The organism is Promicromonospora panici (assembly GCF_900608595.1).
GTDB classification, from domain to species: Bacteria; Actinomycetota; Actinomycetes; order Actinomycetales; family Cellulomonadaceae; genus Promicromonospora; species Promicromonospora panici.
Window position 1 is genome coordinate 1 of the sequence record NZ_UWYY01000034.1, and the last position, 14,856, is coordinate 14,856.

The following is a 14,856-nucleotide window of genomic DNA, read 5'->3' on the forward strand; positions in this document are numbered from 1 at the left end:
GTCCGGTCCGGCAGCCAGACGGTGAAGGTGCTGCCGTGCGGACCGTGCTCGGTGTGCCGGAGGTGACCGTCGTGGCTCTCGGCGACCTGGCGGGCGATCGCCAGCCCGAGCCCGGAGCCGTCCGGCGTCGGGCCGTTTGCTGAATCACCGTTCTCGGCGCGGTAGAACCGGTCGAAGATCCGGTCCCGGGCCTCCGGCGGCACGCCGGGGCCTTCGTCGGCGACGGCGATCCAGGCCCAGCCCTGCCTGCTCCCCACGCCCACGGTGATCACGCTGCCCACGGGCGCGAGCCGCACCGCGTTGGACAGCAGGTTGTCGACCGCCCGGGCCAGCGCGTTCGCGTCGCCGTACGCGACGGGGCCGGGGTGGGTCCGCTCGGCGATCGAGACGCCGCGCCGCTCGGCCACGGCGCGGTTGTCGCGGACGGCGCCCTCGGCCAGCACCGCGAGATCGACCTCCCGGTCCGCGAACGCCTCCGAGCGGAACCGCGCCGTGGCCAGCAGGTCCTCCAGCAGCCGGGACATCCGGCTCGTCGCACCCAGCACGACCGCGGTCGCCTCGGCCCGCTGCGCCCGGTCGGCCTGCTCGTTGCCGAGCACCGCCTCGACGTTGGCCTGCACCACCATGACCGGGTTGCGCAGCTCGTGGGAGACGTCCTCGATCAGCCGCCGCTCGGCGGTGAAGGCCCGGTCGAGGCGGTCGAGCATGCCGTCGATCGTGTCGGCGAGGGTGCGCAGCTCGTCGCGAGGGCCGGTGGCCCCGATGCGGCGCGACAGGTCGGTGGCCCCGATCTCCTGGGCTGTGCGCGTGATCGCCTCCACGGGCCGCAGCGCCCGCCCGGACACCCACCAGCCCACGGCGACGCTGAGCAGGAACATCACCGCGAGCGCCACCGCCGAGTAGTCCCGCAGGGTCTGCAGCGCGGTGTAGTTGACGGCGTGCTGGACGGTGTCGAGGTCGGCGGCCTGGAACTGCTCGCCGGGCCGGTAGGCGATGCTGCCGTCGGACTTCTTCTCGAACCGTTTGACGGTGACGGGGTCCAGGGGTGCGGCGACGATGGTCTGGGACAGCGCGAAGTAGATGCCGGCGAGGATGAGCGCGGTGATGCCGAAGAGGGTCGCGGAGTAGGTCAGGGCCAGTCGCATCCGCACGGTTCGCGCCCACCCGGGAAGCCCCCGGAGGGTCATGCGAGGACGCCTTCGACGTGGGTGGGCAGCTCGCGCAGCCGGTAGCCGCGGCCGATGACGGTCTCCAGCGCGGGTTCCTCGCCGTCGAGCGTCAGCTTGCGCCGCAGGGTGCCGACGGTGACCCGGACCGTCTGGGTGAAGGGGTCGGCGTTCTCGTCCCAGACGTGCTCGAGCAGCTCCTCGGCGGGTACGACGTAGGCGGGCCGGTTCATCAGGTAGCGCAGCACCGCGAACTCCTTGCGGGTCAGGGCCAGCTCGCGCGTGCCGCGCCAGGCGAGCTGGCGGGCGGCGTCGAGCCGGATGGGGCCGTGCACGAGGACGGCGGCCGCCTCGCGGGACTCGCGGCGCAGGAGGGCGCGGATGCGGGCGGACAGCTCGATGATCGCGAACGGTTTGACCAGGTAGTCGTCGGCGCCGACGTCGAGGCCGGTGACCCGGTCGGTGAGGCGGCCGCGCGCGGTGAGCATGAGGATGCGGGGCGGGTCGCCCTCGGCCAGGGGCACCTGTCCGGCGCGGATCGCGCGGGTCAGGTCGAAGCCGGTGCCGTCGGGCAGTGTCACGTCCAGCAGGACGACGTCGTACGGGTTGAGGCCGAGCTTGTCGCGCGCCTCCGCAACCGTGCGCGCCTGATCGACGGCGTAGCCCTCCCGGCGCAGTGCCACCTGCAGGGCACTCACCAGGCCCGCCTCGTCCTCCACTATCAGCAGCCGCACAGCAGCACGGTAACCGCCCGGCGCCGGTCCTGACAGGGTCTGTCAGCACACCCTTTCGGTCGGCTTTCGCTCGGGTTTCCCGCAGTTTTCTCCCGGGTCGGCTGAAGTCGGAGCCATGGACGACCACAACCCCAGCACCCAGGACATCCCCGCCGTCGCCACGCATCCGCCGCTCCGCCCGCCGGCCGCCCTGCTCGAACGCGCGCTGTTCGAGGTCAAACGGGTGATCGTCGGGCAGGACCACATGGTCGAGCGGATCATGATCGGCCTGCTCTCCCGCGGCCACGTGCTGCTGGAGGGCGTGCCGGGCGTCGCCAAGACGCTAGCCGTGCGCACCCTGGCCACCGTGGCCGGCGGCTCCTTCGCCCGGCTGCAGTTCACGCCGGACCTCATGCCGTCGGACATCATCGGCACGCGTGTCTGGAAGCCCTCACGGGAGGACTTCGACGTCGAGCTGGGCCCGGTGTTCGCCAACCTCGTGCTCGCCGACGAGATCAACCGCGCCCCGGCGAAGGTGCAGTCGGCGCTGCTGGAGGCCATGGCGGAGCACCAGGTCAGCATCGGCGGGCGCACGTACGCGCTACCCGACCCGTTCCTCGTCCTGGCGACGCAGAACCCGATCGAGAGCGACGGCGTCTACGCCCTGCCCGAGGCGCAGCGTGACCGGTTCCTGCTCAAGGTCGACGTCGACCACGCCGACGAGCTGGAGGAGCTGACGATCGTGCAACGGATGAGCGCCACTCCCCCGCGGGCCGAAGCGCTGCTCGACCCGGCGATGGTCCGGCAGCTGCAGCGGGAGGCGGACCAGGTGTTCGTCCATCACGCCGTCGCGCAGTACGCGGTCGCGGTGGTGATGGCTACCCGCCGTCCCCACCAGTACGGCCTGCACAACCTCGACGGCGTGCTGGAGTACGGCGTCAGCGCGCGCGGCAGCCTCGGCCTGATCGCCGCCGGGCGCTCCCTGGCCCTCATGCGCGGACGCGACTACGTGCTGCCGTCGGACCTGGCCGACCTGGCCGGCGACACGCTCGGCCACCGGCTCGTGCTCACGTTCGACGCCGCGGCCGACGGCGTCGACCCCCGCACCGTGATCGACGCGGTCCTGGCCGCCGTCCCCCAGCCGCGTGTGGCGCCGGCCGAGGAGGAGGTGGTCGTGCGATGAACGACACGGCGCGGGACGACCCGGCGCGGGACGACCTGCCACGGAAGGACCCCGTGCGGAACGATGCCGCGGGCCGGTTCCGCCGGCTCGAGCTCACGGTCCGGCGCCGGGTCGACGGGCTGCTGCAGGGCGACGTCGACGGGCACACGCTCGGTCCCGGCTCCGACCCGGAGGAGCTCACGCTCTACCGGCCGGGGCAGGACGTGCGGCGGATCGACTGGAACGTCACCGCCCGCACCGGCGAGCCGCACCTGTGGCGCACCCGCGCCCAGCACGAGCTGGACACCTGGCTGCTGGTCGACCGCAGCCCCAGCATGACCTTCGGCACCGCGCACACCGAGAAGGTGGACGTCGCCGAGCAGGTGGCGGCCGCCGTCGGCCTGCTCACCACCGCGCCGGGCAACCGCGTGGGCGTCGGCCTGATCGACGAGGCGGGCCTGCGCTGGGTCTCGCCCCGCCCCGGGCGCGCCGCCGCGGCCGCGCTGACCCGGCTCGACGCGGCCGGGCGCGAGGGCAGCCCGCAGGTCACGCTCTCGGATGCCCTGCGCGGGCTCGGCGCGCGGGCCCGACGCCGCGGCCTGTGCGTCGTCGTCACCGACCTCGTGGCCCCGGACGGCGACGTCGAGCGGCCCTTCGAGTGGGAGGGACCGCTGCGGCGGCTGACCGCCCGGCACGACGTGATCGTCGTCGAGGTGGACGACCCCCGCGAGCGGGAGCTGCCCGACGTCGGCGAGGTCGTGCTCCTCGACCCCGAGACGGGAGTGCAGCGCGAGGTGTCCACCTCGGACCCCGAGCTGCGCATCGCCTACGCCATGGTCGCCGCCCTGCATCGCGACGAGACGGCCGCGGCGGTGCGCGCCTGCCGCGCCGAGCACCTGCGCGTCAGCACCGACCAGGACTGGGCAGCGGTGCTCGCACGGTTCGTCAAGGACCGCCGCCGCGCCCCCGCACGACGTCACCGGAGGACACCATGACCTTCACCAGCCCTCTTTTCCTGCTCGCCCTGCTCCCGGTCGCGGCCCTGGCGGTCGCCTACCTGGTGCTGCAGCGGCGGCGCACCCGCTACGCCGTCCGCTTCGCCACCCTGCCGATGCTCGACCGGGTGGCCCCGACCCGGCCGCGCTGGCGGCGTCATCTGGCCACGACCCTGGTGCTGCTCGCGCTCGCCGCGTTCGCCACGGCCGCGGCCGGGCCCCAGATGCAGCTCCGCGTGCCCTACGAGCGGGCGACGGTCATCGTCGCCATCGACGTCTCGGGCTCCATGGAGGCGCAGGACGTGCCCCCCGACCGGATGACCGCGGCCAAGGAGGCGGCTGTCCAGTTCGTCCGCGACCTCCCGGAGACCGTCCAGGTGGGAGTCGTCGCGTTCTCCCGCGACGCCGACCTGGTCGCCCCCGTCACCGCCGACCGCGTGCTGGTCGAGGACGCCATCGAAGCCCTCGAGCCCGGCGGCGGCACAGCGATCGGCGAGGCCGTGTTCGCCTCCGCCGAGGAGGTGGTCCGGCAGGCGGTCGAGAACAGCGAGTCGTCGGACGGCGGCACACCCGCCCCGGACGGTTCCGAGGGCGAGGCTTCGGACGTCGAGCCGATCCCCGCCCGCCTCGTCCTGCTCTCCGACGGGTTCAACACGGTGGGCCGCAGCCCCGCCGACGCCGTCCCGACGGCGCTCGACGCCCAGATGCCGGTCTCCACCATCGCCTTCGGCACACCCGACGGCGTCATCGGCAACGGGTTCCGCACCCAGTCCGCACCCGCCGACGACGAGACCCTGCGGATGCTCGCCGACGAGACCGGCGGCCACTTCTACAGCGCCGAGAGCGGGGCGGAGCTGGACCAGGTCTACGAGGACATCGGCTCCGCGATCGGCTGGCGCACCGAGACGACGCTCGTCACGACTCCCCTGGTCCTGCTCGGTCTCGCACTCGCGATCACCGCCACGGCACTGTCCCTGCGCTGGTTCTCCCGGCTGGTCTGAAAATCGTTCGAAGGAGCTTTCCCTTGCCGAACACCGACCCCCATCTCAACGGTCATCCGACCGGCCTCGGCTCTCCGGCTGGCGGTCCTCCCGCCGGTGGTCCGCCGATCGGCCTCGGCCGGCCCGCCGGGCCGCGCCGCTTCGTCCTCGGCGATCCCGTCGCGCCGCCGCCACCCGCGCCCGAGCCGACCCGCAGCCGGCTGCTCCCGCCCGCTACCGCGCCGGCGGGACCGGGCCGGCCGTTCGGCCCGCCGTCGCCCGATCCCGAGGCACCGAGCGACGCCGCGGGGACCCGCCGTCCCCGGCCCTTGCTGACCATGGCCACCGCCCTCGCCCTCGGCGCGCTGCTGGGATCAGCGACGACGGGCCTGGTCACCGGCCTGAGCGCCGCCCCGGAGCAGCCTCCGGCGCCTGCGGCCGTGGGCCAGGGCAACGGCACGACGACGGCCAGCGCCGCCCAGCGCGTCCTGCCGAGCGTCGTGCAGGTTCGGGCCGGGTCGCGGGGCGGGTCGGGCGTCATCATCGACGGGAGCCACGTGGTGACCAACGGGCACGTGGTCGTCGGCGCCTCCACGGTCGAGCTGCTGCTCGAGGACGGGCGCTCGGTCACCGGCCGGGTGCTCGGCGCCGACGAGCGCAACGACATCGCCGTGATCGAGGCCGACCTCGGCAACACCCCGGCGGCTGCCCTGGGCAGCAGCTCCGCGCTGCAGATCGGCCAGCCGGTCATCGCCGTCGGCTCACCGCTGGGGCTGACGGGCAGCGTGACAGCGGGCGTGGTGAGCGCCGTCGACCGCAGCTCCGGTGACTACCCCGGGCCGATGATCCAGACCGACGCGTCCATCAACCAGGGCAACTCCGGCGGTCCGCTGGTCGACCTGCGCGGCCAGGTCGTCGGGATCAACACGGCGATCGCCACGGTGGGCAGCTCGGGGAACATCGGTATCGGGTTCGCCGTACCGATCGACCGCGCGGCTGACGTCGCCGAGGGCATCATCGCGAGGGCGTGAGGCGCGCGGTGTCGTGCGTGCGGCGTCAGCCGGTGTCGTACTCGACGCTGACCGAGGACGCGCCGCGCCGCGGCGCCACCTGCTCGGCCTCGTCCTGCACCGCCGTCCGGTGCCGAGCCGGGAGGGAACCGAACGCCGTGACGGCGATGGTCAGCTTGCGGCCACTCTTGCGGGGGCGCCAGATGCCGGCGATCTTGCCGTCCGCGAGGACGGTGCCCGGTTCGCCGAGCGTCTTCCACACGTCCCGGTGGTAGCTCTTCGCGACGATCGTCTCGCGGTCGCGCTGCTGGGTGTAGGGGTCGCGGGGCGGGAGCAGGCGCACGCTCCTGGGTGACGCTGCGCACCCGGGCGCGCAGGGCGAGCAGCGCCGAACCGGGCGGGCTGTTCTGGATGCCGCAGCGGCCGGCCGCGTCGAGCAGCGCGTCCTCGGGCAGCCGCCCGGACAGGTGGTGGGCGGCCAGCCGGAACGCTACGACGTCGCCCTTCGCGACACTCTCAGCCACCCGCCCAAGGCTAGCGGCGGGCACCGACAGCCACGGTCTAGCCGTCGGTGAACAGGCCGCTGTAGGCGTTCAGGGCCGGCTGGCCGCCCAGGTGCGCGTAGAGCACGGTCGCGTCGGCGGGGATCTCGCCGCTGGTGACGAGGTCGATCAGGCCGGCCATCGACTTGCCCTCGTAGACGGGGTCGATGATGACGCCCTCCAGGCGGCCGGTGAGGCGGATCGCGTCGAGCGTGGAGTCCACCGGGATCCCGTACTCGTCCCCGGCCCATCCCGGCAGCACGGTGATCTCGTCGTCGCGCAGCGAGCGGCCGACGCCGATGAGCTCGGCCGTCGCGCGCGCGATCCGGGCCACCTGGTCGCGGGTCTCGTCGAGCTTCGCGCTGGCGTCGATGCCGATCACCCGGCGCGGCCGTCCACCCGCCTCCTCGAGCGCGGCGAACCCGGCGATCATGCCCGCGTGGGTCGATCCGGTGACCGCGCAGACGACGATCGTGTCGAAGAAGACGCCCAGCTCGCGCTCCTGCTGCTCCACCTCGTAGGCCCAGTTTGCGAACCCGAGGCCGCCGAGCCGGTGGTCGGACGCGCCGGCCGGGATCGGGTACGGCGTGCCGCCCCGCTCCTTGACCTCGTCGATCGCGCGGGTCCAGGAGTCCTTGAACCCGATGCCGAAGCCCGCCGGGTCGAGCCGCACCTCCGCGCCCATGATCCTGCTCAGCATGATGTTGCCGACGCGGTCGGCGACGGAGTCAGGCCAGTCGACCCAGTTCTCCTGCACCAGCACCGCCTTCAGGCCGAGCGACGCCGCCACGGCCGCGACCTGGCGCGTGTGGTTGGACTGGTACCCGCCGATCGAGACCAGCGTGTCCGCGCCCTGCGCGAGCGCGTCCGGGACGATGTACTCCAGCTTGCGGGTCTTGTTGCCGCCGTAGGCGAGGCCCGCGTTGCAGTCCTCGCGCTTGGCCCAGACCGCGGCGCCGCCGAGGTGGGCGGTCAGCCGAGGCATCGGATGCACCGGGCTCGGCCCGAAGGTGAGCGGGTGGCGGGGGAAGTCGGACAGGGCCATGGGCTACTCCTCGTCGGAGGGCGGGTCGGTCGGCAGGGTGGACCAGGTGTCGAAGGCGACGGCGGCCGCCTGGTCAGCGTCCCCGGCGGCGCACAGCCGGATCAGCTCGTCGTGCCGGGCAAACGACGCGCGTCCGCCCAGCGAGGAGAACCGCAGGCGTTCCGCGCGGCGCAGCACCGGCGTGAACTGGTCGAGCACCGAGGTCAGCGCCCGGTTCGCCGCCACGGCCACGGGAACGTGGTGCAGCGCGTCGTCGGCCCGGAGTGCCGCCTCGACGTCGCCCGCCTCGATCGCCGCACGGAAGTCGCGATTGGCCTCGCGCATGGCCTCCAGATCGTCCTGGGTGAGGCTCGGCACCGCCTCCCGCACGGCCACCTCGTGCATCGCCGCGACGACGTCGCGCGCGCCCCGCACGTCACGCAGGTCCAGCGAGCTCACCGTCGTCGAGCTGCCCGGCCGGGCCACGACGAGGCCGGCCTCGGCCAGCCGGAGCAGCGCCTCGCGCACCGGCGTCCGGCTGACGCCGAGCCAGGCCGCGAGCTCGCCGTCGCGCAGCTGCTCGCCGGGCGCGAAGCTGCCGTCGACTATGGCGTCGCGGAGCCGGCCGAAGACGTCGTCCCGCAGGAGACGGCGGCCGATCGCGGGCACGCTCGCTGGAATGGGCATGCAATATATTACATACCAATGGTCGGGTTCTGACAAGGGCGGACGGCGATCCGGGCGGGACAACGGTGCTGACTCGGCTGTCCTGGTCCCGCGAGTCAGTCAGCTGGTCGGCTGCAGCCTGGTCCGGCGGCCGGAGTCAGCCGGCCGACGCCGCGCTCCCGTGCCGCAGCGCACCGCCCGGCCGGGCGAGAGTCCGCTCACCGTCCTCGATCACCGGCGTGCCGGCGACCAGGACCCACGGGATGCCGGCAGCCGTGAGCCGGGGCTCGTCCGGCGTCGCGCGGTCGGCCACGGTGGCGGGGTCGAAGACCACGACGTCGGCGACGAACCCCTCGGCGATCCGGCCGCGGTCGGACAGGCCGAGCCGGGCGGCGGGCCGCGCCGCGAGGTGCACGATCATGTCGGCGAGCGACAGCACGCCCTCCTCGCGCACGTACCGGCCGAGGTAGCGCGGGAACGTCCCGGAGGCACGCGGGTGCGGCTTCGCGCCGACGAGGATGCCGTCGCTCCCGCCGGTGTGGCGGCGATGGCGCATGATCTCGCGGACGTTCTGCTCGTCGCCGACGTGCTGCAGGATGCTCGTGCCGAGCCGGTCGGCGATCAACAGGTCGAAGAAGACCTCGACGGGCGCACGCCCCTCGTCCAGAGCGATCCGGGCCACCGTGCGGCCCACCCGGTCGCCGAGCGCGACATCGCGCACCCCCGCGATCTCGATCGTGTCCCAGTCGACGGGTACCCCGTGGCAGCCGTCGCTGCCGACCACCTCGACCTCGTGCGCGATCCACGCGCGCTCCCCGGCGTCGTGCAGCCGGGCCAGCGTCCGCTCGGGGCCGCCGGTCGCCGCGCGGCTCGGCAGCAGTGCCGACAGCGTCGTCGACCCGGGCAGGTACGGGTAGGAGTCGAGCGTGACGTCGACGCCGTCGGCGAGCGCCCGGTCGACCAGGGCGAGCAGCTCCCCCGCACGTCCGCGGTTCTCGGGGAAGTTCATCGTCGCGTGTGTGAGATGTAGTGCGCAGCCCGACCGCGTGGCGACGTCGACCATCTCGGCGTACGCGGCCAGCGCACCCGCGCCGTAGGAGCGCTGATGCGGGGCATAGAAGCCGCCGTGCCGCGCGACCACCTCGGCCAGCGCGACCAGCTCGTCCGTGTCGGCGAAGATGCCCGGCACGTAGGTGAGCCCCGACGACAGGCCGAACGCGCCCTCGCGCATGCCCTGGTCCACCTGCGCGCGCATCGCCGCGATCTCGGCCGGCGTGGCCCGCCGGTCCCCCGTGCCCACGACGTTCATCCGGATGGTCCCCTGCGGCAGCAGGTAGGCGACGTTCGTCGCGCTGCCGCGCCGGTCGACCTCCACGAGGTATCCGGCGACCGAGCGCCACGCGAAGTCGACGCCGTCCGGGATCCCGTTCCAGCCCGCGATCTGCTCGCGCACGGTGGCCATGGTCTCGTCGGTGACGGGCGCGTAGGAGAGCCCGTCCTGCCCCACGACCTCGGTCGTCACGCCCTGGGTGACCTTGGCGAGGTGGGCGCCGTCGGCGAGGACGGCCAGGTCGGAGTGGGCGTGCATGTCGATGAAGCCGGGCGCGACGGCCAGCCCGTCGGCGTCGACCAGCCGGGCGCCAACCGCGTCGATCCGTCCGCCCACGCCGGCGATCCGGCCGTCGCGCACCAGCACGTCGCCACGCACGGGATGGCGTCCGCTCCCGTCGACGATCAGGCCGCCGCGCAGGAGCAGCTCGCCGTCCGGGCGGTCGCTGTCGAGGCCATCACTCATCGGACCATCCTCGGTCATCGGAGCATCCTCAGCCCGCGTCGACCCGCACGACCTCGCGGATGCCGCGCGTCTCGAGCGCCGCCGGGTCCGCGGCCGTCGCACTAGTCACGACGGCGACCGCTACGCCGTCCTCGCGCAGCGCGTGCCAGCGCTCGAAGACCGCCCCGCCCGGCCCGAGGGCGGCGCGGGATCGGGGCACGTCGTCCGCGTCGACGTCGACCACGACGGCGACCGCGCGCACGGGAGCGGGCGCACGCTTGGAACGCCGCGCCTCGGCCACCACCTCGGCGAACCGCCGGCCCAGCGGCTTGACCCGGTTGTCGACGTCGAGCAGGCCGAGCGAGTACTCCAGGTCCTTGTAGTCGCCGAGGTCCCGCGTCACGTCGTGCGAGCACCACCAGGTGATCGCGAACAGGTCCTCGGTGGTGAGCGCCGCCTCGATGGTGCGCTCGCAGAACTCGGGCATCTCCGCCTCCGCGAGGTTCATCGAGGGTGCACCGACCTCCTGCAGCCAGACGGGTCGCCGGGGGTCGGTAGCGAACGCCTTCGACAGCTCCATCAGCCACTCCGCGTGCCGCACCGACTGGGGCGACAGCCCGCCGTAGGTGGCGGCGGTGCCGTTGAAGATCCAGGAGTGCGCGGTGGTCATGTCGCCGAGCCGAGCCGCGTGCGCGGGCTGGAACGGGTGCTCGTCGCGGTACCAGAGGTGGTCGTTCTCGCTGTGTACGACGACGTGCCGTGGGTCGCGGTCGCGCGGGGCCTCGAGCAGCGAGCGGAGCCAGTGCGTGACCTCGGCGGGCTTGGCGGGCATCGCCGACGGGTTCGGCCGCTGGAACTGGTTCAGCTCGTTGCCGAGCGTCAGCCCCAGGAAGTTGGGCCGGTCGCGGACGGCGTCGTAGACCGCCGCGACGAGCGCCGCCTGCGCGTCGATCGCGGGCTGGTCGGTGAACATGTTCCCCGCGTGCCAGTTCACGAGCCACGCGGGCACGAAGTCGAACCCGGACATGTGCCCCTGGATGACGTCGACCGCGACGTCCAGACCGAACTCGCCCGCGAGGTCGGTCACCAGCGCGATGTCGTCGAGCGCCCGGCTCCGGATGAGCGTCCGGTTGGGCTGCAGCACCGGCCAGAGCGGGAAGACGCGGACGTGGTCGACGCCGAGCCCGGCGATCGCCTCGAAGTCGGCGCGGACGGCGTCGGGCTCGATTGCCATCCACTGGAACATCCAGTCCTGGGACGGCGTGTAGTTGACGCCAAAGCGGGGCGCGTTGATGTCCAAGAGTCCCTCTCTCGATGGTTGGCTGTGGGCGCGATCTTTGCGGCTACCTGCCCGGTTTGGGCGCAACGATCGCGCCCACAGCCAACGGGGGCGGGGCGGTCGAGTCGCGGATCATGAGGCGGCGTCCCGCGACCGTCTGGGAGGTGACGGCCTCGCCGCGTGCAAGGCGCTCCAGGACGGCGACGGCGGTGCGTGCGCTCTCCTCGACGGGCGCGTCGAGCGCGGTGAGCCGGGGCCGTACGAGCGTCGAGACCCAGGAGTCCTCCCACGCGACCACCGAGAGCCGGTCCGGGATGGCGATGCCGAGCTCGGGCGCGTGGGCGACGATCTCGGCGGCGATGACCTCGCTGTCGACGATGATCGCCGTCACGTCGCCGATCCGGGCCAGCAGGTCGGCGACGGGATCGTCCGCGCCGGCGTCCCACACGGCGTAGGAGGGCTCGACGCCGCACTCCTCGGCGGCCGTCGCGAAGCGCGCGTCGCGGGCGCGGGTGTGGGCGAGGTCGGGCGCCTCGTTCACGCGCGCGACCCGGCGGTGGCCCAGGTCGGCGAGGTGGGTGAGCACCGCGGCGAACGCGGCGTCGTCGCCCAGCGTGACCGCAGGCACGGAGGCTTCGGTGGGCGCACCGAGCACGACGGCGGGCGCGCCGAGCTGCTCGACGAGCGCCAGCCGCGGGTCGTCGGTGCGCGCGTCGACCAGCAGGAACGCGTCGACGCGCTGCTCGGCCCACCATTCGCGGTAGACGCGGGCCTCGTCGTCGCCCCGCACGAGGGTGAGCGAGAGCGACCAGCCGATCTCCGCGAGCGGTTCGGTGAGCCCTGCCACGAGGCGCATGAAGAAGGGGTCGCGACCGAAGGTGTCGCTCGCGCGCGCGATCACCAGGCCGAGGCTCCGGCCGCCGCCGCCCGAGACCTTGCGGCTCGCGTAGTTGGGGCGCCAGTTGAGCTCGTCGGCCGCCTGCCGGATGCGCTCCGCGGTGGCCGCCGAAACGTTCGGCCGGCCGTTGAAGACGTGCGACACCGCGGACGGCGAGACGCCGGCGCGGCGAGCGACGGCGGCGATGGTCGCTCGTTTCGGGTGTGTTTCGGTCACGGCACAGACAGTACGGGGGTTGACCCCTCAAAGTAAAGCGGTATACATTCGCCGCCAGCCAGATTGTGTACCGCTTTACAAGGCCCGGCACGCAGGAGTGCCACGCCGTATCGATCGTCACACCGCAGTTCCAGATCGACAGCTCCAGGAGGTCCCGTGACACACGGCATCAGCAGACGCACCTTGCTGGGCGCAGCGCTCAGCGGCGGGATCATCACGCCCCTGCTCGCCTCGTGCGGGGCGCTCGTCCCGGCGTCGAGCGGCGCGCACACGCTGTCCGTGCACACGCAGATCAGCGGCGCGGTGGCCGGCGCCCAGACGTTCTCCGACGTCGTCGCCGCGTACCAGCGGGACACCGCGCGCCGGGTGGCTCTGCTGAAGAACGGCTCCGACCTGCCGATCGTCTTCGAGACGAGCACGCTCGCGGGCAAGGAGGCCGACGTCGCCATCGTCAACATGATGGGCCGCACGCTGGCCTGGACCCGCCTGGGCGCGACCGTCCCCGTCCAGGACTTCCTCGACGACTGGGGCCTGCGCGACCTGATCATCCCCGGGGCCCTCACCGAGTGGACCGACGAGGATGGCCGGCTGCGCGCCTTCCCGTTCACGCGCACGAACTGGCCGGTCTCGTTCAACACCGCGCTGCTGGAAGAGGCCGGCGTCGGCGAGATCCCGACGACGTCCGACGAGCTGATCGCCGCCGCCGAGGCGCTGCGGGCGAAGGGCATCGGCCCCGTCACCGTCGGCGGCTCCGACTGGAGCGGCCAGAAGATGTTCTTGCAGATCATCCAGGGCTTCATCACCGAGGCCGAGGCGCGCACCGTGTTCTCGACGGGCAGGATCTCCGAGAGCCCCGGCGCGATCGCCGGCGTCGAGCACTTCGTCGAGCTGCGCGACGCCGGCGTCTTCGTCGACAACGTGCAGGGCTACACCTCCGACTCGGAGCTGACGCAGTTCAACACACGCAAGGCCGCCATCGTGCCCGCGATGTCGTCGGCCCTCGCCCTCGTCCCGGCCGAGCGCGCGGCCGAGGTCACCGTCGGTGGCTGGCCCAGGCCGTCGAGCGGCGGCGTGCTGGAGCACCCGAGCGTCATCCAGAGCTACAACGGGCACGGGATCTGGATCAGCGAGAACGGTATGAAGAAGCTCGACCTGATCAAGCCGTTCGTGCAGCACCTGTACAGCCCGGAGGTGACCGACCGGTTCATCCTCGAGTCCGGGCGCGACATGAGTCGGATCACCGACACCCTCAGCACCGACTTCCCGCTCGTGGCCCAGGCGTCGCGGCTGAGGGACAGCGAGGTGTCCGCCGTCATGCTGCCCGACCTGCTCATCCCCGAGGCGGTGTTCGAGCCGATGATCCAGGCGACGGCGCTGGCCTACGGGACGGCGTCGGCCGAACGCATCATCGACGCCTTCGAGAAGTCTTACCAGGCGGCCTGACCGCTCGAGCTGGGAAAGGACCCCCCCATGACCGCGCTCCTCGACGCAGGCCCGCAGGACACCACCGACGGCGGACCTTCCACCGCAACCCGGCCGGGCCGCCGCGGGACGATCCGTGACCGCTTCCCCGGCCTGGCCCTGCCGGCGCTCATCTGGTACGCGGTGTTCATGATCGGGCCCGTGGTGGCCATGTTCGTCATCGCGTTCCTGGCCTGGCCGGGCATGCTCACCACGCCGACCTCGGCGGGCCTGGACAACTTCTCCCGCGTCTTCGCGGACGAGACGTTCTGGACGGCGACCACGAACTCCGCGATCCAGATACTCGTCGGCCTGCCGGTCATGATCGGGCTCGCGTTCCTGCTCGCGTTCTACGTGGTGCAGAAGCCGCGCGGCCACCGCGTCCTGCGGTACCTGCTGTTCATCCCGGCGCTCATCTCCGCCCCGGCGACGGCGATGGTGTTCTACGCGATGCTCAACCCCGACGGGCTGGTCAACGGCGCGCTCCGCCCGCTCGGCCTGGCGGGCAACGAGTGGCTCGCCGACCCGAGCACCGCGCTCGGCGCGATCATCGCCGTCGAGCTGTGGAGCGGCATCGGGTACTCGGCGGTGCTGATCGCGTCGCGGCTCGACGGCGTCGAGGGCGAGATCGTGCAGGCCGCGCGGCTCGACGGCGCGGGCGACTGGCGGCTCGCGTGGCGGGTGTACTGGCCGATCGCGCAGGACTTCATCGGCGTCGTCGCGATGCTGCAGTTCCTGTCGATGCTGTTCAACTCGGCGCAGACCGTGCTGCTGCTCACGCAGGGCGGCCCCGAGAACGCCACCACGACCCTCGCCTACCTCATCTACCGCAAGGCGTTCGTCGAGACCGACCTGGGGTACAGCCAGGCCGTCGGCGTCGTCCTCTTCGTGATCGGGCTGCTCGGGATGTGGGCGATCCGCCGCACGCTCCGCGCCACGCACTGATCCCCGATCCCGATCCGCCCAGGAG

14 protein-coding genes are annotated in these 14,856 nt (G+C 72.9%); 6 read left to right on the forward strand and 8 right to left on the reverse strand.

From position 1 onward, the window contains the following. The coding region (locus EW117_RS27515; protein ID WP_165362894.1) for a sensor histidine kinase at positions 1 to 1,187 on the reverse strand (1,187 nt) is incomplete at its 3' end. Then, positions 1,184 to 1,900: a response regulator transcription factor gene (locus EW117_RS27520; protein WP_129789923.1), complete on the reverse strand. Its 717-nt coding sequence runs from the start codon at positions 1,898 to 1,900 to the stop codon at positions 1,184 to 1,186. The genes EW117_RS27520 and EW117_RS27515, both read right to left, overlap by 4 nt. A 115-nt stretch (positions 1,901 to 2,015) precedes the next feature. Here EW117_RS27520 and EW117_RS27525 point away from each other — a divergent pair, with 115 nt between their 5' ends. From EW117_RS27525 to EW117_RS27540, 4 genes are read left to right on the forward strand one after another with little or no spacing between them, the layout of a single operon-like run. Next, positions 2,016 to 3,062 (forward strand): AAA family ATPase, encoded by a 1,047-nt coding sequence (locus EW117_RS27525; protein WP_129789924.1) that lies wholly within the window; start codon positions 2,016 to 2,018, stop codon positions 3,060 to 3,062. Then, positions 3,059 to 4,036: a DUF58 domain-containing protein gene (locus EW117_RS27530; protein ID WP_129789925.1), complete on the forward strand. Its 978-nt coding sequence runs from the start codon at positions 3,059 to 3,061 to the stop codon at positions 4,034 to 4,036. The genes EW117_RS27525 and EW117_RS27530 overlap by 4 nt, the downstream gene beginning before the upstream one ends. Then, positions 4,033 to 5,037 carry a VWA domain-containing protein gene (locus EW117_RS27535; protein WP_129789926.1) on the forward strand — a complete coding sequence of 335 codons (1,005 nt, stop codon included), beginning with the start codon at positions 4,033 to 4,035 and terminating at the stop codon, positions 5,035 to 5,037. The genes EW117_RS27530 and EW117_RS27535 overlap by 4 nt, the downstream gene beginning before the upstream one ends. Positions 5,038 to 5,060: 23 nt before the next feature. Further along, positions 5,061 to 6,047 carry a S1C family serine protease gene (locus EW117_RS27540; RefSeq protein ID WP_207212098.1) on the forward strand — a complete coding sequence of 329 codons (987 nt, stop codon included), beginning with the start codon at positions 5,061 to 5,063 and terminating at the stop codon, positions 6,045 to 6,047. A 25-nt stretch (positions 6,048 to 6,072) separates the two neighbouring features. Here the strand turns inward: EW117_RS27540 and EW117_RS27545 are convergent, their stop codons facing one another. From EW117_RS27545 to EW117_RS27570, 6 genes are all read right to left on the reverse strand, one after another. Beyond that, positions 6,073 to 6,369 carry a DNA glycosylase AlkZ-like family protein gene (locus EW117_RS27545; protein WP_129789927.1) on the reverse strand — a complete coding sequence of 99 codons (297 nt, stop codon included), beginning with the start codon at positions 6,367 to 6,369 and terminating at the stop codon, positions 6,073 to 6,075. A 218-nt stretch (positions 6,370 to 6,587) separates the two neighbouring features. Then, positions 6,588 to 7,613 carry a 1-aminocyclopropane-1-carboxylate deaminase gene (locus EW117_RS27550; protein WP_129789928.1) on the reverse strand — a complete coding sequence of 342 codons (1,026 nt, stop codon included), beginning with the start codon at positions 7,611 to 7,613 and terminating at the stop codon, positions 6,588 to 6,590. A 3-nt stretch (positions 7,614 to 7,616) separates the two neighbouring features. Beyond that, the gene (locus tag EW117_RS27555; protein ID WP_129789929.1) at positions 7,617 to 8,279 is read right to left on the reverse strand and encodes a GntR family transcriptional regulator; all 663 of its coding nucleotides are present in this window, start codon (positions 8,277 to 8,279) and stop codon (positions 7,617 to 7,619) included. Between the two features lie 136 nt (positions 8,280 to 8,415). Beyond that, complete coding sequence (locus EW117_RS27560) at positions 8,416 to 10,053, reverse strand: N-acyl-D-amino-acid deacylase family protein (RefSeq protein WP_129789930.1); 1,638 nt, start codon at positions 10,051 to 10,053, stop codon at positions 8,416 to 8,418. 28 nt (positions 10,054 to 10,081) lie between these two features. After that, positions 10,082 to 11,332: a glycoside hydrolase 5 family protein gene (locus tag EW117_RS27565; protein ID WP_242504611.1), complete on the reverse strand. Its 1,251-nt coding sequence runs from the start codon at positions 11,330 to 11,332 to the stop codon at positions 10,082 to 10,084. 43 nt (positions 11,333 to 11,375) lie between these two features. Beyond that, entirely contained in the window at positions 11,376 to 12,425 is a 1,050-nt protein-coding gene (locus EW117_RS27570; protein ID WP_129789931.1) for a LacI family DNA-binding transcriptional regulator, read from the reverse strand. 156 nt (positions 12,426 to 12,581) lie between these two features. Between EW117_RS27570 and EW117_RS27575 the strand changes: the two genes are divergently transcribed. After that, positions 12,582 to 13,868 (forward strand): ABC transporter substrate-binding protein, encoded by a 1,287-nt coding sequence (locus tag EW117_RS27575; protein ID WP_129789932.1) that lies wholly within the window; start codon positions 12,582 to 12,584, stop codon positions 13,866 to 13,868. A 27-nt stretch (positions 13,869 to 13,895) separates the two neighbouring features. Next, entirely contained in the window at positions 13,896 to 14,831 is a 936-nt protein-coding gene (locus EW117_RS27580) for a carbohydrate ABC transporter permease (protein ID WP_129789933.1), read from the forward strand. The last annotated feature ends 25 nt before the right edge of the window (positions 14,832 to 14,856 follow it).

Excerpts from the sequence above, each read along its gene's own strand:
- EW117_RS27580 (WP_129789933.1), top strand. The coding sequence starts at position 13,896 with ATGACCGCGCTCCTCGACGCAGGCCCGCAGGACACCACCGACGGCGGA.
- EW117_RS27560 (WP_129789930.1), bottom strand. The coding sequence starts at position 10,053 with ATGAGTGATGGCCTCGACAGCGACCGCCCGGACGGCGAGCTGCTCCTG.
- EW117_RS27535 (WP_129789926.1), top strand. The coding sequence starts at position 4,033 with ATGACCTTCACCAGCCCTCTTTTCCTGCTCGCCCTGCTCCCGGTCGCG.
- EW117_RS27550 (WP_129789928.1), bottom strand. The coding sequence starts at position 7,613 with ATGGCCCTGTCCGACTTCCCCCGCCACCCGCTCACCTTCGGGCCGAGC.
- EW117_RS27530 (WP_129789925.1), top strand. The coding sequence starts at position 3,059 with ATGAACGACACGGCGCGGGACGACCCGGCGCGGGACGACCTGCCACGG.
- EW117_RS27525 (WP_129789924.1), top strand. The coding sequence starts at position 2,016 with ATGGACGACCACAACCCCAGCACCCAGGACATCCCCGCCGTCGCCACG.
- EW117_RS27555 (WP_129789929.1), bottom strand. The coding sequence starts at position 8,279 with ATGCCCATTCCAGCGAGCGTGCCCGCGATCGGCCGCCGTCTCCTGCGG.